General features: G+C 63.3%; 20 protein-coding genes and 1 riboswitch. Of the genes, 7 read left to right on the top strand and 13 right to left on the bottom strand.

Annotation, left to right across the window (positions count from 1 at the left end; all coding sequences use genetic code 11):
- Window positions 1-97 precede the first annotated feature (97 nt).
- Both ISS99_RS00735 and ISS99_RS00730 read right to left on the bottom strand, forming a co-directional pair.
- On the bottom strand, window positions 98-1942 hold the full coding sequence (locus ISS99_RS00735) for a M56 family metallopeptidase (RefSeq protein WP_204629651.1): 1845 nt from the start codon (window positions 1940-1942) through the stop codon (window positions 98-100).
- Between the two features lies 1 nt (window position 1943).
- Complete coding sequence (locus ISS99_RS00730) at window positions 1944-2330, bottom strand: BlaI/MecI/CopY family transcriptional regulator (protein WP_204629650.1); 387 nt, start codon at window positions 2328-2330, stop codon at window positions 1944-1946.
- A gap of 216 nt (window positions 2331-2546) precedes the next feature.
- On the opposite strand from ISS99_RS00730, the gene ISS99_RS00725 reads away from it, so the two are divergent.
- Window positions 2547-3212: a DUF2076 family protein gene (locus tag ISS99_RS00725; protein WP_204629649.1), complete on the top strand. Its 666-nt coding sequence runs from the start codon at window positions 2547-2549 to the stop codon at window positions 3210-3212.
- Window positions 3213-3297: 85 nt separating this feature from the next.
- The gene (locus ISS99_RS00720) at window positions 3298-3531 is read left to right on the top strand and encodes a GDCCVxC domain-containing (seleno)protein (RefSeq protein WP_204629648.1); all 234 of its coding nucleotides are present in this window, start codon (window positions 3298-3300) and stop codon (window positions 3529-3531) included.
- 24 nt (window positions 3532-3555) lie between these two features.
- Here ISS99_RS00720 and ISS99_RS00715 read toward each other — a convergent pair whose 3' ends face one another.
- Genes ISS99_RS00715 through ISS99_RS00705 form a run of 3 tightly spaced genes read right to left on the bottom strand, consistent with a single transcriptional unit; the run spans window position 3556 to window position 5461 of the window.
- Window positions 3556-3993 carry a GNAT family N-acetyltransferase gene (locus tag ISS99_RS00715; protein ID WP_204629647.1) on the bottom strand — a complete coding sequence of 146 codons (438 nt, stop codon included), beginning with the start codon at window positions 3991-3993 and terminating at the stop codon, window positions 3556-3558.
- Between the two features lie 2 nt (window positions 3994-3995).
- Window positions 3996-4439: a GNAT family N-acetyltransferase gene (locus tag ISS99_RS00710; protein ID WP_204629646.1), complete on the bottom strand. Its 444-nt coding sequence runs from the start codon at window positions 4437-4439 to the stop codon at window positions 3996-3998.
- Window positions 4440-4453: 14 nt separating this feature from the next.
- Entirely contained in the window at window positions 4454-5461 is a 1008-nt protein-coding gene (locus ISS99_RS00705; protein ID WP_204629645.1) for a ribonucleotide-diphosphate reductase subunit beta, read from the bottom strand.
- Between the two features lie 209 nt (window positions 5462-5670).
- Here ISS99_RS00705 and ISS99_RS00700 point away from each other — a divergent pair, with 209 nt between their 5' ends.
- The gene (locus tag ISS99_RS00700; RefSeq protein WP_204629644.1) at window positions 5671-5967 is read left to right on the top strand and encodes a GIY-YIG nuclease family protein; all 297 of its coding nucleotides are present in this window, start codon (window positions 5671-5673) and stop codon (window positions 5965-5967) included.
- Window positions 5968-6022: 55 nt separating this feature from the next.
- On the opposite strand, the gene ISS99_RS00695 is transcribed toward ISS99_RS00700, so the two are convergent.
- The gene (locus tag ISS99_RS00695; protein ID WP_425490413.1) at window positions 6023-8425 is read right to left on the bottom strand and encodes a ribonucleoside-diphosphate reductase subunit alpha; all 2403 of its coding nucleotides are present in this window, start codon (window positions 8423-8425) and stop codon (window positions 6023-6025) included.
- 304 nt (window positions 8426-8729) lie between these two features.
- A riboswitch (cobalamin riboswitch) is annotated at window positions 8730-8940 on the bottom strand.
- A gap of 115 nt (window positions 8941-9055) precedes the next feature.
- Window positions 9056-9352, bottom strand: a complete 297-nt coding sequence (locus ISS99_RS00690; RefSeq protein WP_239537526.1) for a hypothetical protein — start codon at window positions 9350-9352, stop codon at window positions 9056-9058.
- A gap of 103 nt (window positions 9353-9455) precedes the next feature.
- Here ISS99_RS00690 and ISS99_RS00685 point away from each other — a divergent pair, with 103 nt between their 5' ends.
- A complete protein-coding gene (locus tag ISS99_RS00685; protein ID WP_239537525.1) occupies window positions 9456-10661 on the top strand; it encodes a glycoside hydrolase family 27 protein in 1206 nt (401 codons plus the stop codon).
- 2 nt (window positions 10662-10663) lie between these two features.
- Here ISS99_RS00685 and tcuC read toward each other — a convergent pair whose 3' ends face one another.
- The 5 genes from tcuC to ISS99_RS00660 form a co-directional block, all read right to left on the bottom strand.
- Entirely contained in the window at window positions 10664-11953 is a 1290-nt protein-coding gene (gene tcuC, locus ISS99_RS00680; RefSeq protein WP_204629642.1) for an MFS transporter, read from the bottom strand.
- A gap of 10 nt (window positions 11954-11963) precedes the next feature.
- The gene (locus ISS99_RS00675; protein WP_204629641.1) at window positions 11964-12347 is read right to left on the bottom strand and encodes a peptidase C13; all 384 of its coding nucleotides are present in this window, start codon (window positions 12345-12347) and stop codon (window positions 11964-11966) included.
- Between the two features lie 69 nt (window positions 12348-12416).
- Complete coding sequence (zapE, locus tag ISS99_RS00670; RefSeq protein WP_204629640.1) at window positions 12417-13529, bottom strand: cell division protein ZapE; 1113 nt, start codon at window positions 13527-13529, stop codon at window positions 12417-12419.
- 126 nt (window positions 13530-13655) lie between these two features.
- Window positions 13656-14342, bottom strand: a complete 687-nt coding sequence (locus ISS99_RS00665; RefSeq protein ID WP_204629689.1) for an alpha/beta hydrolase — start codon at window positions 14340-14342, stop codon at window positions 13656-13658.
- Between the two features lie 99 nt (window positions 14343-14441).
- Complete coding sequence (locus ISS99_RS00660) at window positions 14442-14963, bottom strand: c-type cytochrome (RefSeq protein WP_204629688.1); 522 nt, start codon at window positions 14961-14963, stop codon at window positions 14442-14444.
- A 441-nt stretch (window positions 14964-15404) separates the two neighbouring features.
- Between ISS99_RS00660 and ISS99_RS00655 the strand changes: the two genes are divergently transcribed.
- The 3 genes from ISS99_RS00655 to ISS99_RS00645 all read left to right on the top strand — a co-directional run bounded on the left by ISS99_RS00655 (window position 15405) and on the right by ISS99_RS00645 (window position 23418).
- On the top strand, window positions 15405-16673 hold the full coding sequence (locus tag ISS99_RS00655) for an efflux RND transporter periplasmic adaptor subunit (RefSeq protein ID WP_204629639.1): 1269 nt from the start codon (window positions 15405-15407) through the stop codon (window positions 16671-16673).
- 180 nt (window positions 16674-16853) lie between these two features.
- Window positions 16854-20093, top strand: a complete 3240-nt coding sequence (locus ISS99_RS00650; protein ID WP_204629638.1) for an efflux RND transporter permease subunit — start codon at window positions 16854-16856, stop codon at window positions 20091-20093.
- 181 nt (window positions 20094-20274) lie between these two features.
- Window positions 20275-23418: an efflux RND transporter permease subunit gene (locus ISS99_RS00645; RefSeq protein ID WP_204629637.1), complete on the top strand. Its 3144-nt coding sequence runs from the start codon at window positions 20275-20277 to the stop codon at window positions 23416-23418.
- Between the two features lie 61 nt (window positions 23419-23479).
- Here the strand turns inward: ISS99_RS00645 and ISS99_RS23440 are convergent.
- Window positions 23480-25214, bottom strand: a 1735-nt coding sequence (locus tag ISS99_RS23440) for a thioesterase domain-containing protein (protein ID WP_204629636.1), incomplete at its 5' end; no start/stop codon positions are given.

Here is a 25214-nt window from a genome sequence, read left to right as displayed (position 1 = left end):
CAAGAGCTCCCGCCGCCTGCCGGAGCAGGCGTTTGCGAGGAGGACGGGGTGAATCAGGTTGCGGATCGGAGCGTTGCCGGCGCTCCGATCTGCACGATCAACGATTGACGGGAATGGCCAGGCCTTTGGCCAAGGCTTCGTTCAAGACCTGGTCCAGTTGCTGCTCGGCGCGTCGCGTGGCGGCTTGCTGTTGCCGGGACATCTCGGAGCCCCGTTGAGACAGCTCAGCGGCACGCTTGTCCAGGTCCGCCATGGAACGGTTGAGCGTTTCGTTTTCGCGGCTCATCTCCGCCGCTTCCTTGTCCATGCCCGCGAGTTGACCTTTCATCAGTGCCGCTTGCGCCGCATCGGATGCCGAGCCCGAGTCCGCGCGCAAACTCGCTTGCTGCGATTCGATCGCGGCACGCCGGCTCGCCAGTTCGGCTTCGCGTCCGGCCAATGCACTCTGCCGGGCTGCCAGTCCGCTTTGTTGTCCGGCCAGTGCGCCCTGCTTGCCGGCAAATTTGCCCTGCTCCTGCGCCATCTGGCTGACGGGGGCATAGGCTTGCCGCGCCTGTTCGATCAAGCCGGCATCGCGTACGACATAGGCCTTGCCATCGCGACGGAACCACATCACCGGCGCGCCGTTCTTGCGGAGGCGCTCGGCATCGCTTTCGTCTTCATTGCTGCCGCGAACGATGATGGTGTTGCCGTCGATCAGCGCAAAGCCGCGGTTGGCACGAGGTTGCGTGTCGATATCGATGTTGCTCACAAAGCTCAGCAAGGGTTTGGCGGGTGCCACCGGCGGTGCGGGTGGCGCGGGTGGTGTTGCCGGTGCGGGCGGCACGGAGAGTTCGGCGACCGGTGCGGCGGGTGCGGCGGGAGGCGCAGGTGGTACGGCCAGGCTGTCCTGGGATGACGTCGGCGCCGCATTGGCCGCCGTCACGCGATAGGGAAGAACGCCGATCAGCGCGATAACCGCGACCAGCACCCAGCCTGCCGCGCGCGGCGAGGCGTCGCCTGCGCTCAGCTGCAGCAACAACAGGCGCCGTTTCAGACTCTCGAAGGTAGATGATGCACCGGCCAATCCCGTATGCACCGGGTGGGCCACGCCCAGGCGCAGCAGCAGATGGCCGTAGCTTTGCGGCGCGGTACGTTCCTGCTCCAGCACTTTCGCATCGCAGGCGGCTTCGCGGTACACGGCGTATTCGCGCATTGCCCAACGCACCAGCGGATGGAAGAAGAACAGGCGCTCCGCGATCGCCGGTATCCAGCCCAGCCACAGGTCGCCGCGACGCAAATGGGCCAGTTCGTGGGCCAGTGCCATCGACAATTCTTCGGTGGACAGTTTGTGCCCGCTGGGTAGCAGCACCAGCGGACGCCACAATCCGGTCACCTGCGGAGAGGCAATGCTCTCGCAGGTGCGCAAGTGCGGGATGTGGCGCAAGCCCAGGTGATCGGCCTGCTCGGCACACAGGCCTTGCAGCGACGTATCGCGTAGCGGTTGCGAATCGCGGATCAGCAAGCGGCTCTCGCGCCATTGCCGCACGGCAAACAGCGACTGCAAGAGCACGCCCAACAGCCATAGCGAGACAACCACCCGAGGCCATGACCAGGGGGCGTGCGTAGGCAGCGCCAGCGATGATGCCTCTTGCGAAACGGCGGTCCGCGTTGGATGTGTGGAGACGGTGCCCATGGTGGAATCGGCGACATCCACGTGCACCATGGCGGTCGGTGCCGGCGTGGGTGCCGGCAGCCAGCGCAATTGCACCGGCGTGCTGACGGTCATGCCCAGCAGCAACTGCGCGGCGACGAGCCACCACAGCATGCAGCGAACAGCGGGCGGCATCCGGCGCAGGTGACGTTCGAGCAGCCACAAGGCGCCGATCAGAATCGTGGCCTGGATCGTGGTCCAAACCAGGCGCTGGAACAGCGTATCGATGACATCGGGCAGTGTGTTCACGTCAGGATTCCTTGCGTCGCGACTGCAGTTGCACCACCAGGGCTTCCAGCTCGGCCAATTCGCTATCGCTCACTTCGGCGCGTTCGGACATCCATGCCACGAAGGGCGACAGCGAGCCGGACAGGGTCTTCTCGACAAACTGGCCCACCGCGTTGGTCATCACCTCGCCCGGTCCGGCGACGGTGACGTAGCGGTATACGCCCTGGACGTGGCGGCGCTTCAAATACGCCTTGGTGCGCAGGCGTTCCATCATGGTGAGCACGGTCGAGCGGGCGAGTCCGCGCGGTTCGCCGAAGCCGGCGGCGACTTCGCCCACCGAGGCGCTTTCGTGTTCGGCCACATAATGCAGGAGCGCCAGCTCCTGATCCCCGATGCTTGGTTTGGACATGAGAGTCGATCGCGTGACTACAAGTGTAGTCACCGTACCCCCTGACTACAGCTGTAGTCAATAGGCCGTTTGGGCCGGGCCGGCTGAACTGAATTTCAGCAGCATGGCGCCGACGATCGCACGCGGCGTGCCTCTTGAGGTCACACATCTCGTGCATATTTCTCAGCACAGCCTGCCTCGCGCCGGCACCCGTATGACAAGCGCAATGGAGACCCCATGACTCCCCAGGAACAACTCGTTCTCGATGATTTTCTTCAACGTCTGGCCGCCGTGAGCGGCGTGGCCAAGGATGCCCAGGCCGATGCGCTGATCCACCAGCGCCTGGCCAGCCAGCCCGATGCGCTCTACCTGCTGGTGCAGCGCAGTCTGCTGCAGCAGCACGCGCTGGATTCGGCCAAGGCGCAGATCCAGCAATTGCAGGCCCAATTGGCTGGCCAGCAACAGGGCGGCGGCAGCTTCCTCGGCGGCCAGCAACCGGCGTGGGGCGCTCCGCAGCAGCCTTATCCGCCGATGCCGCCGCAACAGCCTGCCGCGGCGCCGAGCTGGCGCGAGCGGCTGTTCGGCGGTGCACCGGCGGCTTCGCAGGGCGCGGCGCCCAGTTTCCTTGCCAGCGCGGCCACCACGGCAGCCGGCGTCGCCGGCGGCATGTTCCTGTTCAACGGCATCGAGGATCTGCTGGGCGGCCATCACGGCGGTGGCGGCTTCTTCGGCGGCGGCCAGCCGGAGGTGATCGAGAACGTCACCGAAAACAACTTCTTCGACGACGGCAATCTGTCGAACGGCGGCCTGTCGAATGGCGGTGGTCAGGATTTCTCCTCCAACGATTTCGATGACAGCAACTTCGACAGTGGCGGCATGGACGACGACAACAGCTGGACCTGAGCTTCGTCGTCACAAGAAACAGCAGCAGCGCCCGAGATACTCGGGCGTTGCTGTTTACGCAATGATTGGGGAGGCCATCAACATCATGGCGAGCGATCACGCAAAAATGCCGGTGCTGGAATCCACGCTGACCTGTCCGGCGTGCGGCCATCAGGAAACGGCGATTATGCCGACGGATGCCTGTCTGTTTTTCCACGACTGCAGCGCATGCGGCGCTTTGCTGAAACCCAAGCCGGGCGACTGCTGCGTGTTCTGCTCCTACGGCAGCGTGCCGTGTCCGCCGGTGCAGTTGCAGGGGCGCGGTTGCTGTTCCGGTTGAGAGCGGGTTGTCGCAGCGGCGGCCTCAAGCCGCCGGAATCAGTTCCTTGGTGAAGAACACGCGACTGGTGCCCGGCGGGTCGCAGGGGATCGCGCCGAATTCGCGCCAACCGTGCTTCCGATAGAACTCCGGTGCCTGGAAGCTGATGGTGTAGAGCACCGCGGTGCGGCAGCCGCGACGCCGCCCTTCCGCCTCCGCCATCTGCAACACCTGGCTGCCGATGCCCGCACCGCGCAGCGCCTCGGGCACGAAGAACACATCCAGAAACAGCAGGCCCATCGACGTGCGCCCGGTGACGCCGCCGATCGTCTCGCGCGTTTCGGGATCTTTGATCAGCACGGCAAGCGGACGCCGATCCTTGATGCCGCTTACGTCGACATTGAATTGATCCAGCCCGTCGGAGATCAGCGCCAGGTCGGCGGCCTCCGGTGCATCCGTGACGATGATGTGCGGTGTGCTCACGTTCAAGACACTCCTTGAGCGGCGAGATCCTTGGTGAAGAAAATTCGGCTGGTACCGGGCGGATCGCTGGGAAAATTGCCGTACTCGCGCCAACCGTGTTTCGCATAGAACCCGGGGGCCTGGAAACTGTTGGTATGCAGCAGGCCGATCGGGCAGCCGCGGCGCAGGCCTTCTTCCTCCGCCATCTGCAACAACTTGCTGCCCAGTCCGGTGCCGCGCATCGATTCGGGCAGGAAGAACACGTCGATGAACAGCACGCCACGCGAGGTGCGGCCATACAGGCCGCCCGTCACTTCACCCGTGTGCGGATCCTTGACCAGCAAGGCCAGCGCACGCTGATCGTCGATGCCGCTGGCCGCGAGGTTGAACGCATCGAGCCCGCGGCGCACCGCCGCCAGTTCGCCGGGTTCCGGTTTATCGGTAAGAACGATCTGCGGCGATTCCATCTGCGCGGGCTTCTTCAGAACGTCATGTCGAAAGCCACTTCACCTTCCACGCCCACCTGGTAGGCCGAGACGCGGCGCTCGAAGAAGTTGGTGACTTCCTGCACGTCCTGCAGGTCCATGAAGTCGAACGGATTCTTTGCGCCGTACTTCTTGGGCATGTCGAGCTGGGTCAGGCGCTGGTCCGCGCAGTATTCGAGGTACTGGCGCATGTCCTTCACCGACAGTCCGGCCACGCCACCGGAAAGCACGTCCTCGGCGAACTGCGTTTCGCAGGCGATGGCTTCCTCCAGCATGGCTTCGACCTGCGTGCGCATTTCATCGTCGAACAGGTCGGGCTCCTGCGTGCGCACGGTGCGCACCACGTCGAAGGCAAACGCCATGTGGCCCGATTCGTCGCGGAACACCCAGTTGGTGCCCGAAGCCAGGCCGTGCAGCAGGCCGCGCGAACGCAGGAAGTACACGTAGGCAAACGCTGCGAAGAAGAACAGGCCTTCGATGCAGGCGGCGAAGCAGATCAGGTTGAGCAGGAACTGGCGGCGCTGTTCGCGCGTCTCCAGCCGCTGCAGGTTCTGAATGGAGTCGATCCACTTGAAGCAGAACGCGCCCTTCTGCTGGATCGACGGAATATTCTCGATCGCCGCAAACGCTTTGTTGCGCTCGCTCGGATCAGGAATATAGGTGTCCAGCAGGGTGAGGTAGAACTGCACGTGCAGCGATTCCTCGTACAACTGGCGCGACAAATACATACGTGCCTCGGGCGCGTTGATGTGCTGGTACAGGTTCAGCACCAGGTTGTTCGCCACGATGGTGTCGCCGGTGGCGAAGAACGCTACCAGGCGATGGATCAGGTGACGGTCCGCATCGGTCATCTTCGACTTCAGGTCGGTGACGTCAAGCGAGAAGTCGACTTCCTCGACCGTCCAGGTGTTCTTGATCGCGTTGCGATACATCTCGTAGAACTCGGGGTAGCGCATGGGGCGCAGGGTGAGTTCGAAGCCGGGGTCGAGAATATGGTTGGACATGGCGGTTCCTCGTGCGTTGCCGCGCCGTTTGGGATCGGCGCATTGCCTTGTTGCTCGTCATTCCCGCGAAAGCGGGAATCCAGTGTCTTCCGTCACTTCCCCGAAGCGTGTCAGGGAAAGGCGCTGGATTCCCGCTTTCGCGGGAATGACGGTCGTATTGAGTTGTTGATGGTGGCAAGCTCGGGCGTTGCAAAACTGAAGTCCGTTGTATGCATGAGCGCCAGCCTTGCGTCTATGTCCTTGCCAGCGACCGCAACGGTACCTTGTATGTAGGCGTCACCTCCAACCTGCCGGCGCGCGTCTGGCAGCATCGCAATGACGTTGTGGAGGGCTTCAGCCATCAGTATCAGGTCCACAAGCTGGTTTGGTACGAACTGCACGAATCCATGGAATCCGCGATTCGTCGAGAAAAAGCGATCAAGAAATGGTTGCGCGTATGGAAATTGGAACTTGTCGAACGAACCAATCCTTACTGGCGCGATCTTTATCAGGAAATCTGCGGATGAGCCGTTTCCTTCCTTCATCCCAGTTTTCGCTGGGATGAGAGTTGGAAAGTGACGACTACTGACATGCCTCGCAATACTCCGGATTCTCCAGCGAGCAGAACACCGCTGCAGTCGCCGCTTCCTGCGCATCCGGCGCAGGTGCTGCCACCGCAGCCGCCGTTACCGTCGTCTTGGCAATCTTCGTCGCCGGACGCGAGCGCAGGTAGTACGTCGTCTTCACGCCGGACTTCCACGCATACATATACATGGAGCTGAGCTGACCGATGTTCGGATTCTCCATAAACAGGTTCAGCGACTGGCTCTGGTCGATGTACGCACCGCGCGCGGCAGCCAGATCGATCAATGCTTTCTGCGGCAGTTCCCACACCGTGCGGTAGATCGTGCGCAGGCGTTCCGGAATGGCGCTGATGCCCTGGATCGACCCTTCCGCCAGCTTGATCGCGTCGCGGATTTCCGGGGTCCAAAGGCCGAGCGTCTTCAGCTCTTCCACCAGATAGCGGTTCACTACCAGGAAGTCGCCCGACAAGGTTTCGCGCTTGAACAGGTTGCTGACCTGCGGCTCGATGCACTCGTAGCAGCCGGCGATCGAGGCGATGGTGGCGGTCGGCGCGATGGCGATCAGCAGCGAGTTGCGCAGGCCCTTGGTCTTGACCGCTTCGCGCAGGGCATCCCAGCGTGCGCTGTCGTGGGTCTTGGCGTTCGGCCAGTAGTCGAACTGCAGTTCCCCGTTGGCCGCGCGGCTTTCGTCGAAACCGGGGTGTGCGCCGTGCTGTTCGGCCAGCGCATTGGATTGCGACAGCGCGTTGAAGTAGATCTCTTCGGCGATGCGCGTGGACAGCTCAAGTGCTTCGGCCGAATCGAAGGGCAGGCGCAGCTTGAAGAACACATCCTGCATGCCCATCACGCCCAGGCCGACCGGACGCCACTTGCGATTGGCGGTGGCGGCGGTGTCGATCGGGTAGAAGTTGAGATCGATCACGCGATCGAGCTGGCGCACCGCCGTGCGCACCGTGTTGGCGAGCTTGGCGAAATCGAACGCGCCGTCGACGACGTGGCGGGAGAGGTTGATCGAGCCGAGGTTGCACACCGCCGTTTCGCCGGCGTTGGTCACTTCCAGGATCTCGGTGCACAGGTTCGAGAGATGGATGACGTTCTCGGCCTTGGCGGTCTGGTTGCTGGTGGCGTTGCTGCGATCCTTGAAGGTCATCCAGCCGTTGCCGGTCTGCGCCAGCGTGCGCAGCATGCGTGCATACAGCTCGCGCGCCTTCACCGTCTTCACGGCAAGGCCTTCCGCCTCGGCCTTGTGGTAGGCGCGCTCGAATTCCTCGCCCCAGCTGTCGACGAAGTGCGGCACGATTTTGGGATCGAACAGCGACCAGTTGCCGTCGTGCTCCACGCGGCGCATGAATTCGTCGGGAATCCAGTTGGCCAGGTTGAGATTGTGCGTGCGGCGCGCTTCGTCGCCGGTGTTGTCGCGCAGCTCGAGGAATTCCTCGATATCCGCGTGCCACGGCTCCAGGTATACGCAGGCCGCGCCCTTGCGCTTGCCGCCCTGGTTTACGGCGGCGACCGAGGCGTCCAGCGTCTTCAGCCACGGCACCAGGCCGTTGGAATGGCCGTTGGTGCCCTTGATCAGCGAGCCGCGCGAACGCACGCGCGAGTAGGCCAGGCCGATGCCGCCGGCGAACTTGCTGAGCTTGGCGACGTCGCCGTATTTCTCGTAGATCGATTCCAGCGAATCGGTCGGCGAGTCGAGCAGGAAGCAGGAGCTGAGCTGTTCGTGTGCGGTGCCGGCGTTAAACAGGGTCGGCGAGCTGGCGATGTATTCCAGCGACGACAGCAGGCGATACAGCTCCAGCGTCTCGGCGATCTCGTTGCCGCCGAGCGCGCAGGCGATGCGCATGAAGAAGTACTGCGGCGTCTCGATCACCTTGCGCAGTTGCGGATGGCGCAACAGATAACGGTCGTACACCGTGCGCAGGCCGAAGTATTCGAAGCGGCGCGTGGCGTGCACGTCGATCGCATCGTTGAGCTTGCGCGAGTTGGTGGCGACGAAATCGCGCAGGCGGGCATTGGCGATGCCAAGCTCCGCGCCGCGTGCGATGGATTGCGAGAAGCTCTGGATTTCCTGTCCGCTCACTTCCTTGTCGACGAAGGCGCCGAGCAGGCGTGCGGCGAGCTGGCCGTATTCGGGCTCTTCGGCGGTCAGCGCGGCGGAGGTGCGGATCGAGAGTTGATCCAGCTCCTGCGTGGTGGCGCCGTCGTATAGGCCGCCGATGGTCTTCAGTGCCACGCGCAGCGGATCGACCGCGTGCAGGCCTTCGGCGCTGCGCGTCACGGCGCGCACGATCTTGTTGACGTCGACGACTTCCTGGCCGCCGTTGCGCTTGGTGACGCGCATCTGGCCGGGGTTGTGGGGCGGAGTCAGGGCAAAAGGAGTTTCAGCGGTAGCGGACATCGTTACGTGGTTGGCAGTGGCCGACGATTCGGCGTCGGCGGTAAAGACGGACGATTCCGCGCGGGCGTCGGTGCGCTCGCGCGATTCGGTATCGATAGGTTGCATGTCGAGCGCTCCGGGCTGCGGAACCTGCCATGGCCGGACTTCTCGGGTCCGGTGAATCAGGACAGGCTCCAGATTTCAACCGCCTGCTCCCGCGCGCAGGGCTGATGTGGCGGTGGCCGCGGTCGGTCGCACGACACGGTTACGGACATCCGCGTCATGCGACGTCTCCCCGCGGAGATCGTCACTTTCGGCATCACGCTCCGGTCATGCCGTGTCGGCAGGTCTTCGGACTCGCGGACCTGGGCCTTGCGACCCGCCTACTCGCCCTGCTTCCCGGACCCCCTGGACCAGTGCACGATGGGCTTTCGTTTCCGCTTACCGCTGCGGGGCAGCTCCGGATTCACACCGGATTCCCTCTAGCCTCTGCTCGAATTGGTCCGAGCGAGGCGACCGACGAGGCACAACATATCGGGGTGGGAGGGATCGGTCAACCCAATAATTTGTGGATAAGCCAGTGGATAAGCGCCAGGAACCCAGGTGGGGTGCGGCTTGCAGGAATTTCGTGATTTTTGGGTATCGGCGCAGTTACGGAACCACCGCAATCACGATCGCCAGCCACATCAGGACCATCCCCACGGCAAAGGCCCGCCGGGCCGGCACGATCCGCTCGCTGCCCTCGTCCGGTACCGGCGTGGTAATCAGCCAGATGGTGGAGCCCAGGGCGACGAAACTGAGGAAGGCCAGGCACACCACCAGCACATCCCCGGCTTTCCAGGGCGTCGGTTCGTGGATGCCCCAGTAGCCGAGGAAAGCCATGCCCATGGCCGACATCGTGGCGGAGGCGGAGCAGAGCCCGACGACCGAACCGGTGGGTGCGCGCATGACTGGCTCCAGCAGGCAGGGGACCGGCATTAGCCTATCGCACGGCTGTCCTTGGCATGCATCAGGTCGTATCATCGGACATTACCTGCCTGAGGGGACGACGATGATGCAGCGCGTTCGGGTCATGGGGTGGCTGGGCCTGGTCTTGAGCTTGCTGGCGTGGCCGGCGTTCGCCGCCGGGCCGGCCGATCACGCAGCACTGGCGCCGACGCCGCCGATGGGCTGGAACAGCTGGAACCACTTCGGGGCGGATGTGACCGATGCGGATATCCGCCACGCCGCCGACGAACTCGTCTCCTCCGGCATGGCCGCCGCCGGCTACCGCTACGTGATCATCGACGACGGTTGGCAAGGCCAGCGCGATGCGCAAGGCGAGCTGCATTCGAACACGAAATTTCCCGACATGAAGTCGCTGGCCGACTATGTGCACGGCAAGGGCTTGAAGTTCGGCATCTATTCCTCGCCCGGCGAAAAGACCTGCGGCGGCTATACCGGCAGTCTCGGCCACGAGGCCCAGGACGCGCGCCTGTTCGCCAGCTGGGGCGTGGACTACTTGAAGTACGACTTGTGCAGCTTCCGCCGGCATCTGGATGGCAAGACCGAAGCCGAGCAGACCGCGATGATGAAGGCAGCCTACCGCCTGATGCGCCAGCAACTGGATGCCACCGGTCGCCCCATCGTGTACGCGTTGTGCAACTACGGCTGGGGCCGCGTGTGGGAATGGGGTGCGGAAGTGGGCGGCAATCTGTGGCGCACCACCGACGACATCCGCGCCAATTACGAAAGCATGATGTTCAACGCCAATGCGCAACTGGGCTTGCAGCGTTACGCCGGGCCGGGTCATTGGAACGACGCGGATATGCTGGAAATCGGCAACAAGGGCCTGGACGAACCGGAAACCCAACGCACGCATTTGACCTTGTGGGCCATGCTCGCCGCGCCGCTGATCGCCGGCAACGATCTGTCCGCGATGAGCGCCGACACGCGCGACGTGCTTACCGACAAAGAAGTGCTGGCGATCGACCAGGATCCCCGCGGCGCGCCGGGCAACCGCGTGATGCAGGAAGGCCCGATCCAGTTGTGGGCGCGTCCGTTGGCCGATGGCACGCTGGCGGTGGCCTTGGTCAACACGCTCAATCATTCCTTGAACGCTACGCTGGACTTCAAGGCGCTGGGATTGACCGGTTCAGTGCAGGCGCACGATGTGTGGCAACACCGGGATCTGGGAAGGATCGACCAACAACACGTGTTCGAGGTGCCGTCATTGGGTGTCGTGTTGCTGAAAATCGGCAAGCCGCAAGCGCATTGAACCTACGAAAGGTGCTGCAGCCGGCTGCGCGGGTCCCGAAATGCAATCAGCGCGGCCGTCAGGCCGCACAGTGCGGCAAACGACAGCCACAAGCCCGGCGCGGCTTTGTTGCCGGTAACGTGGATCAGCCATTGCGATATCGCCAGGCTGGAACCGCCAACCGTCGTGGCGAGGCTGTAGGCCAGCGAGAAACCGGTGGTGCGCACGTCTGCCGGCATGATCTCGGTCAAGGTGACGACCAGCGCACCGTTGTAGCTGGCGTAGATGAAAGACAGCCACAGCTCCACGCTCAGCAGCTTGCCGAAATCCGGCGCGGCGACCAGCCAGTGCAGCACCGGGTAGGCGGTGAGCAGGGCGAGCGCGGTGCACGCGAGCAGCAACGGGCGGCGGCCGATGCGATCGGATAGCGCGCCCATCAACGGCAGCCAGATAAAGTTCGACGCGCCCACGCACAGCGTCACCACGAACACGTCGAACTGCGACAGCTTCAGCACGGCCACGCCGAAGGTCGGCGTGTAGGCGGTGATGAGATAGAACGACACCGTCGTCATCAGTACCAGCGCGACGCCGACCAGCACGATGCGGCCGTTGACGAGCATCGAGCGATAAATCTCGCCGATGTCCGGACGGCGGTGCGCAAGAAACGCCTCGGTTTCCTCCAGCGAGCGCCGGATCAGGAACAGGAACGGCACGATCAGGCAGCCGATCAGGAACGGTATGCGCCAGCCCCAGGCCGACACGGCATCCGGTGGCAACCAATGTTGCAACAGCAAGCCGAGCAGCGCGGCGAATACGACGGCCACCTGCTGGCTGGCCGATTGCCACGAGCAATAAAATCCGCGATGGCCGGGCGTGGCGATTTCTGACAGGTAGACCGATACGCCGCCGAGTTCCACGCCGGCAGAGAAGCCTTGCAGCAAGCGTCCTGCAAGCACCAAAAGCGGGGCCAGTACGCCGATCGTTGCGTAATCGGGCACGACTGCGACCAGCAAGGTGCCGATGGCCATCAGGCCCAGGGTAAGTATCAATCCGCGGCGACGTCCGTGATGATCGATATAGGCGCCAAGCACGATCGCGCCGACCGGACGCATCAGGAACCCCGCGGCGAAGGCCAGCAAGGTCAGCAGCAGCGATGCGTACGCGCTGTGGCTGGGAAAGTACGCTCTCGCAATGGCCGGGGCGTAATAGCCGTAGACCATGAAGTCGTACATTTCCAGAAAGTTGCCGCTGACGACGCGGAAGATCGCCTTGAAGTTGTCGCGTCGCGAGCGATGTGCTGCGGTGGCCGTCACGTCGCGGGGCCTACATGCTGACGTCAATCTCAATGGGGTAGTTGGTCGAGTCGGGGATCTTCGGCGGTGCCGGGAAGGTCCACAGCGAGAACTCGCCGGCCAGGCAGCGTGCAACCGGCGTGGGCGCGCGCACTTCCACGTTGAGCGGATGCCCGTCGGGCGAAATGTCGGCGACCAGGGTGAACGGCGATTTGTCCGCGGGTGCATTGCTGGCGATGCACCCGTGCAAGGCGTAGGTCATCGGTTCCTTGGTCTTGTCCCAGAACTGCTTCTGGTAGCCGGGCCCGGTGCTGCTCCCTTCCATCAGCTTGGCGCGCTGCACGCGTGCGAGAAAGGTATCGGCACCGGCCGGCGGCGCGCCGGCCAGCAGGGCGAAGGCTAGGACGGTGAGCATGTCGGTTCCCGGGTCGCGACGAAGGTGGACACGTTAACAGTTGACGCCGGCGAAGGCGAAAGGTGCCATTCAATCGGCGCGATGCGGCAGGGCCAGGTATTCCTCGCTCTGCATTTCGATCAGGCGCGATTCGGTGCGACCGAATTCGGCGCGTGCACGCTGGCCGTCGTAGAGGTCGGTGATCGGCGCGGCGGCGGAGAGGATCAGTTTCACGTGGCGGTCGTAAAACTCGTCGACCAGCTGGATGAAGCGCTTGGCCGGATCCTCGCTGTAGATGGTGAACTGCGGCACGTTGGAAATGATGATCGCCGGACCCGCCTTCGCCAGCGCGATGTAGTCGGCGACGGCGCGCGGGCCGTCGCACAAGGCGGCAAAGTCGAACCACAGGATATTGTCGGCACGCTTGCGTACCGGAATCGGCCGGTCGTTGATGATCAGCTCGCCGCCTTCGACGATCTCGCCCTGTGCCTGGCTGGCGAAGATGCGCGCCAGTTCGCGCTCGGCTTCCGCGCCTGGCGGCACGTGGTACACCGGCGCGTGCGTCAGTGCGCGCAGGCGCCAATCGTGCGCGGAGATCATCTCCACGACGTGGCAATGCGCTTGGATCGAAGCGATCGCAGGCAGAAAGCGCGCGCGTTGCAGGCCGTCCTTGTAGAGATTGGCCGGTGCGGTGTTCGAGGTGGTCACCAGGGTGACGCCGCGCGCAAACAAGGCTTCGAACAGATTGGCCAGGATCATCGCATCGCCGATGTCGCTCACCAGAAACTCGTCCAGGCACAGCACCCGGCAGCGTGCGGCAATGCCGGCAGCCACTTCGACCAACGGATTCTGCCGTTCGCCCAGTTCGCGCAGGCTGTCGTGCACTTCGCCCATGAAGCGATGGAAATGCCGGCGCAGCGCCACGCCGTGCGGCAGGCTGGCGGCGAACAGATCCATCAGGAAGGTCTTGCCGCGGCCGACGCTGCCCCACAGGTAAAGGCCGGGAACGGCTTGGCGTTCTTCCGTGCCGAGCAGCGATTTCAGCCGTCCAAACAAACCGTTGGCACTTTCGGTGCTGCCGGCGCAAAGGGCCGCTTGCATGCGATCGAATTCAGGCAGCACGGAGAGCTGTGCCGGGTCTGAGCTCCAACGATGCGCGGCGACACCTTCCTGGTAACGGGTGCTGGGGGAGATGTTGGTCATACGAGAAGAGCGAGAAGTGAGTGAAGAGGGGCGAGAAGTGAGAGAAAGGCGGGGATGTTGGAGCAGGGTGCGGCGAGCAAGCTTTGGACTTTCTCTCGCTCCTCTCCACTCACTCCTGTTCTTGCTTTAATCGCGTTCGGGCGGCAGGTAATCCAGCGCCCAATGCTTCACCGCGCCGCGCAGATCCATCAGCCGCCGATGGAAGAAATGTCCGGTTTCCGGCATGCGAACCAGCTCGGGAGGTTGCTCGAGACTGTCGATCCAGTCGAACACGGATTGCGGCTCCACGATTTCGTCTTCCTCCCCCATGACCACCAGCCAGGGGCAGGTGGGCAACGCGAGGGTTTCGTGCGACCAGCGGCCGACCGGCGGCGCGATGCTGATCAATGCTTTCGCCTCGAAACGCACCGCGTTGCGCAGCGTGACGTAGCTGCCGAAGGAAAATCCGGCCAGCCAGAGAACGTCGTCTGGGCGCACTTTGCGCACCCAGGCAATGGCTGCGGCAAGATCCTCGCTTTCGCCGATGCCGTTGTCGTATTCGCCAACCGAGGCGCCGCCGCTGCGGAAGTTGAAGCGCAGCGTGTCCAGGCCCGATTCGCGCAGGCTGCGATCGAGCATGGTCACCACTTTGTTGTGCATGGTGCCGCCATCCTTGGTGTTGGGATGGCAGATCACCGCCGTGCCGCGGCGTGCGCCGGGACGCTCGGCGACATCGCTGATGGCTTCGAGCGGACCGGCCGGGCCTTGCAGGAAGAACTCCGTCAGGCGGTCCGGGAATGCATGGGGTGCAGAAGGGGCGGGAGCGGGTGTCATGGAGGCCATGATAACCGGCCGCCGCACTGCGCGGATTTGCCGCAGGCTGGACTGGCGCAAAACGCCGCCCGAAGGCGGCGCGTAGTGCTCAAACGGAAGTTACTTGGCCTGATCGACCATCCAGGTCACCGCGGCCTTCACCTGGGCATCGTTCAAGCTCGGGTAGTTGCCCTTGGGCGGCATCGTGTTGCCGTCGGGGCCGTGATAGCCGTTGATCGCATGCTGGACCAGCGTGTCGATGCCCTCGGCGATGCGTGGCGCCCATGCCGTCTTGTTGCCCACTTTGGGCGCGCCCAGCACACCTGCCGTGTGGCAACTGGTGCAGACGCCGTCGAAGATGGTCTTGCCGTCGGTGGAGCCGCCAAAGGCGACTTGTGCGGCAGCCGCTTTGGCCGCGGCCTGCTGGGCCGCTTCCATGGCTGCACGGCCGGTGTTGCCCGCATAAACGGCGCCGTTTGGCGCCAGGCTGGCGGAGAGCTGTTGCGCAGCGTTCGGATCGGTTTCCTTCGGCTCGTGCTCGTAGATGGTCCAGGCCGTGAAGATCAGGACCAGGGTCAGTACCCCCAATCCGGCGATAAGCAACGAGAACTGATGCAGAAAACTCCGATCGGACTTGCTCATGGAACCGCTCACGCAATACTCCAGTCATCAAATGATTAATCTGGAAAGCCGTCACGTCCCCCGTGACGTGCCTTGCCGCCACCCCTGGCGGCCATGCGCCGCGGTCCATTGAGCCCCCGCGGACAACGGTTTCGGAGTATAGACGAAGCCCGTGCCAAGTTTCAGACCTTGCCGGGTGGAGATGCGCAGGGGGCTGGGGCAGCATGCGCGGGTCGATGGCCTTCACGTGCCGATGCAGGCGACTCGTCACTTAAGGCTGTTACGCTTGATCAGATTGGACCCTGCCATCGGTCATGAGGCACCTGTGTCAACCGGCATTGTCCAATGTCGTTGAGCACACCCTATGCTTGTACGGCAAGAACTTGTCAGAACGACGTAGGGCAAGTGCATCGTTTGCGCCGGCGGGGTCGGGTGGCCCCCCGTTTATTCCAGGAGTTTCACATGTCGCGTTTTTGGAAGATCGCGTTGATCGTGATCGCCGTGCTGATCGTGGGCGGGGTAGCTTTTCGCCTTCTGCACAAACCTGAAGCATCGGCTGGCGGCCATCATCGCTCCGGGCAGCAATCCGGCCAGCAAGGATCCGCGCCCGGCCAGGATGGGAAGGACGACAACACCCCCGTGCCGGTCACGGTGGAACCCACCGTCAAGCAGAATGTGCCGGTCTATCTGACGGCGTTGGGTACGGTGACGGCGCTGAACAACGTCACCATCAATCCGCAGATCGGTGGCCAGTTGTGGACCATCAACTTCAAGGAAGGCCAGGCGGTGAAGAAAGGCGACGTGATCGCCCAGATCGACCCGCGCACCTATCAGGCCTCTTACGACCAGGCCGTGGCCAAGCAGAAGCAGGACCAGGCTTCGCTCGATACCGCCATCAGCACGCTGAACCGCAATCAGGATCTGGTGGCGAAAGGCTACGTGGCTGCGCTGAACATGGATACCTATCGCAACAACGTGGCGCAGCTGAAAGCCACGGTGATTGCCGACGAAGCCGCCGCGCGCTCGGCCAAGGTGCAGCTCGATTTCACCAAGATCATCTCGCCGATCGACGGCGTGGCCGGCATCCGCAACGTGGATCCGGGCAACGTGGTCACCACCACCACCTCGATCGTCACGCTGACGCAGATCCAGCCGATCTACGTGATCTTCAGCCTGCCCGAGCAGAATCTGGAAGCGGTGCGCGATGCGTTCCAGAACGGTGCGAACAAGCTGGAAGTGATGGCGCTCGATCGCGCCGATGCGCACCCGCTGGATACCACCGGCTACCTGCAAGTGGTCGACAACCAGATCGACACGGCCACCGGCACCTTCAAGCTGCGTGCGGAGTTCACCAACCCCGACAAGCGCCTGTGGCAGGGACAGTTCGTCAACGTGCAACTGCGCGTGAGGACGGTGGACGGTGGCCTGGTGATACCGGCGCAGGCCGTACAGCGCGGCCCGGACGGCGACTTTGTCTACAAGCTGCAGCCGGACCAGACGGTGGCGATGCAGCCGGTCACGGTGGCCGGTGAAGTGGGCGACAGCCACGTGATGGTCAGCAAGGGTTTGGCCGATGGCGACCAGGTGGTCACCGAAGGCCAGTTCCGCCTGAAGCCGGGCAGCAAGGTGAAGGCACTGAAGCCTGGCGAAGTGCCGCCCCCGCCGACGCTCTCGGATGCAGAAAAAGCGAAACTGAAGAAGCAGGGTGGCGGTCGCCGCGGTGGCGGCTGATCGCGCCATGGATTGCATGCCCCTTCTCTCGTCGGGAGAGGGGGCAATGACGAGGGTTCGTGCGAAGCGTTTCACGCGAGTGCCGACGGGCTCATCGCGCTTCGATCGCACTCTCACCCAAACCTTCTCCCGGTGGGAGAGGGGCTCGACTAGGCTCCACTAACGGACGGCTTCGCGCTCATGGGATTTTCCTCACTCTTTATCCGCCGGCCCATCGCCACCGCATTGCTGATGGTGGCGGTGATGCTGTTGGGCGTACTCGGTTATCGCGAACTGCCGGTGTCGGCGCTGCCCGAGATTGAAGCGCCCAGCCTGGTGGTCACCACGCAGTATCCGGGCGCCAGCGCGGCGACCATGGCTTCGCTGGTCACCACGCCGCTGGAACGCAACCTGGGCCAGATTTCCGGCCTGGACATGATGACGTCCGATTCGTCCGCGGGCCTGTCGACCATCGTGTTGCAGTTCAACATGGACCGCGACATCGACATCGCAGCGCAGGATGTGCAGGCCGCCATCAACCAGGCGCGCGGCACACTGCCGACCACGCTGCCGTATCCGCCGGTGTACAACCGCGTGAATCCGGCCGACGCGCCGATCATGACGCTGATGCTCACTTCGGACAGTCGCCAGCTGCGCTACGTGAACGATCTGGCCGACTCGATCCTCGCGCAGAAGCTTTCGCAGGTGCAGGGCGTGGGCCTGGTGTCGATCGCCGGCAACGTGCGTCCTGCCGTACGCATCCAGGTCAACCCGGCGGCGCTGGCCAACCTGGGCCTGACCATGGAGGACGTGCGCAATGCGCTGACCCAGGCCAACGTCAACGCACCCAAGGGCACGCTCAACGGCGCCACGCAGTCGTACACGATCTCCACCAACGACCAGCTCGTCACGGCGGAGGAATACAAGAACACCATCATTTCCTATAGCACCACCACCAATGCGCCGGTGCGCCTCTCCGACGTGGCCAAGGTGGTGGATGGCGTCGAGAACGACCAGCTCGCCGCCTGGGCCAACGGCAAATCGGCGGTGCTATTGGATATTCGCCGCCAGCCGGGCGCGAACATCGTGCAGACGGTGAAGCAGATCCGGGACATCCTGCCGCAGTTGCGCAGCGTATTGCCGGCCGACGTGCACCTGGGCATCTTCGCCGATCGCACCATCACCATCCGCGCCTCGGTGGAAGACGTGCAGTTCACCCTGCTGCTCACTATCGCACTGGTGGTGGCGGTGATCTTCGTGTTCCTGCGCCGCCTGTGGGCGACGATCATTCCGTCGGTCGCGGTGCCGTTGTCGCTGCTTGGCACCTTCGGCGTGATGTCGTTTGCCAACATGTCGCTGGACAATCTTTCGCTGATGGCGCTGACGGTGGCCACCGGCTTCGTGGTGGACGATGCGATCGTGATGATCGAAAACATCGTGCGCTACATCGAACAAGGCAAGAGCGGCCCTGAGGCGGCGGAGATCGGCGCGAAGGAAATCGGCTTCACCGTGTTGTCGCTGACCGTGTCGCTGATCGCGGTGTTCCTGCCGCTGCTGTTGATGCCGGGCGTAACCGGGCGCCTGTTCCACGAGTTTGCCTGGGTGCTGGCCACCGCGGTGGTGATCTCGATGTTGGTGTCGCTGACGCTGACGCCGATGATGTGCGCCTACTTGCTGAAGCCCGATGCCTTGCCCGAAGCCGAGGATGCGCACGAGCGCCATCTTGCGGCCGGCAAGGTCACGGTATGGTCGCGTACGGTGGGTGTGTACGAACGTTCGCTGGATTGGGTGCTCGATCATCAGCGCCTGATGATCCTGGTGGCATTCGCCACCATCGTCGTGACCTTCTTCCTCTACATCGTCATTCCCAAGGGCCTGCTGCCCGAGCAGGACACCGGCATGATCACCGGCGTGGTGCAGGCCGACCAGAACGTCGCCTTCCCGCAGATGGAGCAGCGCACCAAGGCGGTGGCCGATGCGTTGCAGAAAAACCCCAACGTAGCCGGTGTGGCCGCCTTCATCGGCGCCGGCTCGATCAACCCCACGCTCAACCAGGGCCAGCTCAGCATTGTGCTGAAGGACCGCAGCAAGCGCGCCGGCCTGGATGACGTAGTGGCCAGCCTGCAGAAAGACGCAGCAAACATTCCGGGTGTGGCGCTGTATCTGAAGCCGGTGCAGGACGTGACGCTGGATACCCGTGTCGCGGCAACCGAGTACCAATACTCGATGTCCGACGTGAAATCCGATGAGTTGTCCCAGTACGCCGAGCAGATGACCCAGGCCTTGCGCGAGCGGCCGGAGCTGGCCGACGTGGACAACAACCTGGCCGACCAGGGCACCGCGCTGAAGCTGGACATCGACCGCGACAAGGCCAGCACCTTGGGCGTGCCGGTGCAGACCATCGACGACACCTTGTACGACTCGTTCGGCCAGCGCCAGATATCCACCATCTTCACCCAGCTCAACCAGTACCGCGTGGTGCTGGAGGTGGAGCCGCAATTCCGTACCAGCACGGCCCTGCTCAACCAGCTGACCGTGAAGAGCAACGGCAGCGGCGCATTGACCGGCAGCAATGCCACCACCTTCGGCCAGGCGACATCGAGCAACTCCTCCACCACCACCGGCATCGGCGTCGCCAACACCGGCATCATCCTCGGCTCCGGCGGCACCATCCCGCTGGCCTCGCTGGTCAATGCGCAGGTGACCACCGCGCCGCTGGTGATCAGCCATCAGCAGCAGCTTCCCGCCATCACCATTTCGTTCAACCTGGCGCCGGGCTATTCGCTGTCGCAGGCGGTGGACGCGATCCACGAGGTGGAAAAGAAGCTCAACCTGCCGCCGCAGGTGCGCGGCCAGTTCATCGGCAAGGCGGCGGAGTTCTCCTCCTCGCTGAGCAATGAAGCCTTGCTGTTGCTCGCCTCGATCATCGTGATCTACATCGTGCTGGGCGTGCTGTATGAAAGCTACATCCACCCGATCACCATCATCTCCACCTTGCCCCCGGCCGGCGTGGGTGCGCTGCTGGCGCTGATCCTGTGCAACATGAGCCTGTCGGTGGACGGCATCGTGGGCATCGTGCTGCTGATCGGCATCGTGAAGAAGAACGCGATCATGATGATCGACTTCGCGATCGAGGCGCAGCGCACCGGCATGAAGCCGCGCGAGGCGATCCATCGCGCCTGCCTGCTGCGTTTCCGCCCGATCATGATGACCACCGCCGCGGCCATGCTCGGTGCCCTGCCGCTGGCGCTGGGCACCGGCATCGGCGCGGAGCTGCGGCGTCCGCTGGGCGTGTCGATCGTCGGCGGCCTGCTGCTTTCGCAACTGGTGACGCTGTACACCACGCCGGTGATCTACCTGTACATGGAGCGCTTCTCCGACTGGCTGCGCGAGCGCCGGGAGCGGCGCGCGTTGCGCCACGCGCAGCGTGGTGCAACCTGACAAAAGAGTTCCAAAGAGTAGGTGGAGAGGAACCAGAAGTGAGGGAAGAGCAGGTCTTGCAGCGTATTGTTTCATTTGTAATGGTTTCACGCTGCGCCCAGGTGCACGCAAACTATGTCCCGCGCGTTAAATCTGGCGTTCTCTTCTCGTTTCTCGCTCCTCTTCACTCACTTCTCGCTCCATGAATATTTCCGGTCCCTTCATCCGTCGCCCGATCGGCACTTCCCTGCTGGCGATGGGGGTCTTCGTCATCGGTGTGATCTGCTATTCCCTGCTGGGCGTTTCAGCCCTGCCGGACATGCAGTTTCCGGTGATTTTCGTCAGTGCCAGCCAGGCCGGCGCCAGTGCCGACAACATGGCGGCCACCGTGGCCGCGCCCTTGGAGCGCCACCTGGGCCAGGTGCCCGGCATCGACACCATGCGTTCCTCCAGTTCGCTGGGCAGTACGCAGATTTTTTTGATGTTCGACGCTGGCCGCAACATCGATGACGCGGCTCGCGACGTGCAGGCGGCCATCAATGCCGCGCAGCCGGACTTGCCGCCGGGACTGAACAGTCCGCCGAGCTACGAGAAAGCCAACCCCAACGACGACCCGGTCATCGCCTTCGCGCTGACCTCCGATACGCAGTCGGCGCGAGACCTCTATGACGTGGCCGACTCGCTGCTGGCGCAACGGCTGCGCCAGCTCGATGGGGTGTCGGAAGTGGACATTACCGGCGCAGCCACTCCGGCCGTGCGCGTGGACGTGAACCTGCGTGCCCTGAACGCCATGGGCATTTCCCCCGATCAGTTGCGCAACGCACTGACCGCGGCCAATGTGTTCGAACCGCAAGGTTTCCTGACCGACGGCAAGACCACCATGGCCGTGCAGGCCAACGATGCGCTGCACACGGCCGCCGACTTCGCCGGCCTGGTGATTGCCACCAACGGCAAAGGCGTGCCGGTGCGCCTGAAAGACATCGCCAACGTCTACGACGGCCAGCAGGACGCTTATCAGGCAGCCTGGTTTCAAGGCAAACCGGCGATCCTGATGTATGTGTACAAGCAGTCGAACGCCAACATCATCGGCACCGTCGACCGCGTGAAGTCGGAGGTGCCGCTGCTGCGCAGCTATCTGCAACCGGGCACGCATCTCACGCCTTATTTCGACGACACGCCGGTCATTCGCGCCTCGTTGCACGAGGTGCAAGCCACGCTGCTGATCAGCCTGGCCATGGTCATCCTGGTGATGGCGCTGTTCCTGCGCCGGCTGGCACCGACCTTGATCGCCGCCGTGGCCGTGCCGCTGTCGCTGGCCGGTGCGGCAGTGGTCATGTATGCGTGCGGGTTCACGCTCAACAACCTCACGCTGCTGGCGCTGGTCATTGCGATCGGCTTCGTGGTGGACGACGCGATCGTGGTGATCGAAAACATCATCCGTCACATCGACCAGGGCATGACGCGCATGGAGGCGGCGCTGGCCGGTGCGCGCGAGATCGGCTTCACCATCATTTCGATCACGGCCTCGCTGGTCGCGGTGTTCATCCCGCTGCTGTTCATGAGCGGCATCACCGGCATGTTCTTCAAGGAATTCACCTTGACCCTGGTGGCGGCGATCGTGATCTCCGCGCTGGTGTCGCTGACGCTCACCTCCTCGCTGTGCGGGCATTTCCTCGACGGCCACAGCGAGCCCGAAGCCACCTCCAGGCTCGGGCGCGCGCTGGACCGTTTTCACGAAGGCATGCTCAACGCCTACCGCACCGCGTTGGATTTCTCGCTGCGCCACGCCCTGCTGATGTCGCTCACGCCGCTGATGCTGATCGGCCTTACCGTGATGATCGTGCTGTCGGGCCAGATCAAGACCAGCCTGTTCCCGGTGCAGGACACCGGTCTGATCCGTGGTCGCGCCACGGCCAGTGCCACTGTGTCGTTCCAGGATTCGGCCAACCGGCAACAGCGGCTGATCGACATGCTGCTGCACGATCACGATGTCGCAGTGGTGGGTTCGCGGCTGGGCAGCACGCGCCAGGGCGCGGCGGGTACCTTCGACATCCAGCTCAAGACGCGCGAAGAAGGACGCAAGGACGATACCTTCGTTGCACTGGCGCGACTCAGCGCCAAGGCCGCGCGATATCCGGATCTCAACGTGCGCCTGCGTGCCATCCAGGATCTGCCCAGTTTCGGTGGCGGCGGTACCAATCAAGGTGCGCAGTACCAGATATCGCTGATGGGCAACGACTCCACCGAATTGCAGGAATGGCTGCCCAAGCTGGTCGACCAACTGCGCAAGAATCCCAAGCTGCGCGACGTCGGCAGCGACCTGGACAGCGCCGGCCTGCAGCAGAATATCGTGATCGATCGCGACCGGGCGGCCCAGCTTGGCGTGAGCATCGGCACGATCGATTCGGCCATCTACGACTCGTTCGGCCAGCGTCAGGTCAGCACGATCTATTCCGACCTCAATCAATACAAAGTGGTGGTGAACGCATTGCCGGACCAGACGGCTACGCCAAGGTCGATCGACGACGTGCTGGTGCCGTCCACCAGCGGCAAGATGATACGTCTGTCGGCGTTCGCACATCAGGTACCGGGCGTTGCGCCGACCCAGGTGACGCACATGAACCAGTACACCACCATGGATCTGAGCTTCAACCTGGCGCCCGGCATCAGCATGGGTGAGGCGTTGCAGGTGGTGCAGGCAACTGCCAGCAACATGCGCATGCCGGGCGACATCAAGCTCGACGTAGGCGGCGATTTCCGCCGTTTCCAACAGTCGCAAACCGGCATGCTGCTACTGGTATTCGGTGCGATCGTGGTGGTGTACATCGTGCTTGGCATCCTTTACGAAAGCCTGATTCACCCCGTGACCATTCTCTCGACGCTGCCTGCGGCAGGCGTGGGTGCATTGCTGGCGTTGTGGTTTACCAATACCGATTTGTCGGTGATTGCACAGATTGCCTTGGTGCTCTTGATCGGCATCGTGAAGAAAAACGCGATCATGATGATCGACTTCGCGCTGGTCGCGCAGCGCGAGCACGGCAAGACGCCGCTGGAGGCTGCGCGCGAAGCGAGTCTGGTGCGCTTTCGTCCCATCATGATGACGACGATGGTGGCGATCCTTGCGGCCGTGCCGATTGCGGTGGGTCTTGGCGAAGGTTCCGATCTGCGTCGGCCGTTGGGTATCGCGCTGATCGGCGGCTTGTTGATTTCGCAGAGCCTGACGTTGCTCAGCACGCCGGCACTGTATGTGATCTTCTCCTGCCTCAGCGAGCGTTGGGCGGCGTGGCGCGCACGTCGGCGCGAGTACAAAGCCGCACGCCAAAGCAAGTGGGTGCGCCAGTCCTGACCGATAACGGCCCGGCTCGGCGCCCTGGATGATCGGGCGTCGAGCCGGGTAGGCGTGAAAATCAGGCGATACTTTGCAGTGCGTTGGACATGGCGTCGCCCAAGACCTTTCGATTATCCGGTTCCGACATCATGGTTATGTGGTTTCCGGGGACCGGGATGATGGGCATGGAAGACGGTGGCAGTGCTTCGTGCCAAGGGCCTATGAGGAACTTGAGGTTCTCCGTATTGGCGTGGATCGATTCGTCGTCCAAGTGACTGAGCTTGCCGTCGCGGACAAGTTCTTCCTTCAATGCGGGCGGAATCTCCTGGGCGCAGAACAGGTGGGTCATCAAATCTGAGCTCGGTGCCCGGTAGGAGTAGGCGATCTGCATGAAATGGCAGACCTGCTTCCAGCCGTGCACGTCGTGATAGGCGGGCAACCTCTTGAGCAACGTGGCCTCCGTGATCAGATCCTCGAGCGTCATCTCCTCGGCCATTTGTTGCAGGTCTATCTGCGAGTTTTGCTTTTCGCCACCCAATACACTGGCAATGTCAACGATGATTTCCTTTGCGGACTTGGGCTCTCGGTCACTCAGCAATTGAGTGTCTATCAAGCCAATGAACGATACGGATTCATCGATGCTGGACAGGTGATGCGCGACGGCGTACGCCAACAGGCCTCCGGCGGAATAGCCGGCCAACCGATAGGGCCCGCTTGGCTGTACGGCTTGCATCATGGAAACCAGCCGAGGTGTCATGGCCTCGAGCGAGGGTGGTTGTTCCTCCCGTGCGGATGGCCATGGCAGCGAATAAATGGGATGGTCTCGGTGGATATCGTTGGCGAGCGAGAAAATATAGGAACGATCCCCCGTCCCCGTTGGCAAAAAGAAGATAGGGGCTTGCGTGCCGCTCTTGCGGATCGGCACGGCTCGATTCCAGTCCAGGCATTCGGTCGGGTTGGTGAACCGGGCAGCAAGCTCGTGGAGTACCGGGCTTTCAAACAATTCGTTGAGCGTAATGCTCAAACCCAATTCCGTGGTGCGATGGAGCAATTGCACGGCCAGCAGCGAGTGCCCGCCGAGCTCGAAGAAGTTGTCGCGACGGCTCACGCGCGCGATGCCGAGCAACTCCTCCCACAGCGTGGCCAGTATCCGCTCGATATCACCCTGCGGTGCTTCATAGACGTGCCGTGCATAGGCCTCGCCATCGGGTGCCGGCAAAGCCTTGCGATCGAGCTTGCCGTTAGGCGTCAGCGGCAGGGCCTCCAGTTGCACGAAGGCGGAGGGCACCATGTAATCGGGCAGGCGTGCACTCAGATGCGCGCGCAATGCCGCGGCCAGATCGGAGTTCTCGCCCTCGGTGGTGACATAGGCCACCAGCCGCTTGTCGCCGGGCACGTCTTCGCGTGCCAGCACGACGGCGTCGCGAATCGCGTCGTGCTCGGCCAGCCGTGCCTCGATCTCGCCCAGCTCGATGCGGAAGCCGCGGATCTTGACCTGGTGATCGTTGCGTCCCAGGAACACGAGATTGCCGTCGGGCAGATAGCGGGCCAGATCGCCGCTGCGATACATGCGTGCATCGGGGTGTGGACTGAACGGATCGGGCAGGAAGCGCTCGGCGGTCAACTCCGGACGATTCAAATAGCCGCGCGCCACGCCGGCGCCACCCACATACAACTCGCCCACCGCGCCCAGCGGCACCGGCTGTCCCTGCGCATCGAGCAGATACAGACGCAAATCCGGGATGCGCTCGCCGATGGGACTGACCGCGGCCGCCGTATCGGCCTGACGCAGCACCCGATAGGTGACGTGCACG

The organism is Dyella mobilis, from assembly GCF_016904945.1.
Classification (GTDB): Bacteria; Pseudomonadota; Gammaproteobacteria; order Xanthomonadales; family Rhodanobacteraceae; genus Dyella_B; species Dyella_B mobilis.
Note: the sequence above shows the minus strand (reverse complement) of the source record. Positions and strands in the feature narration are given on the sequence as shown.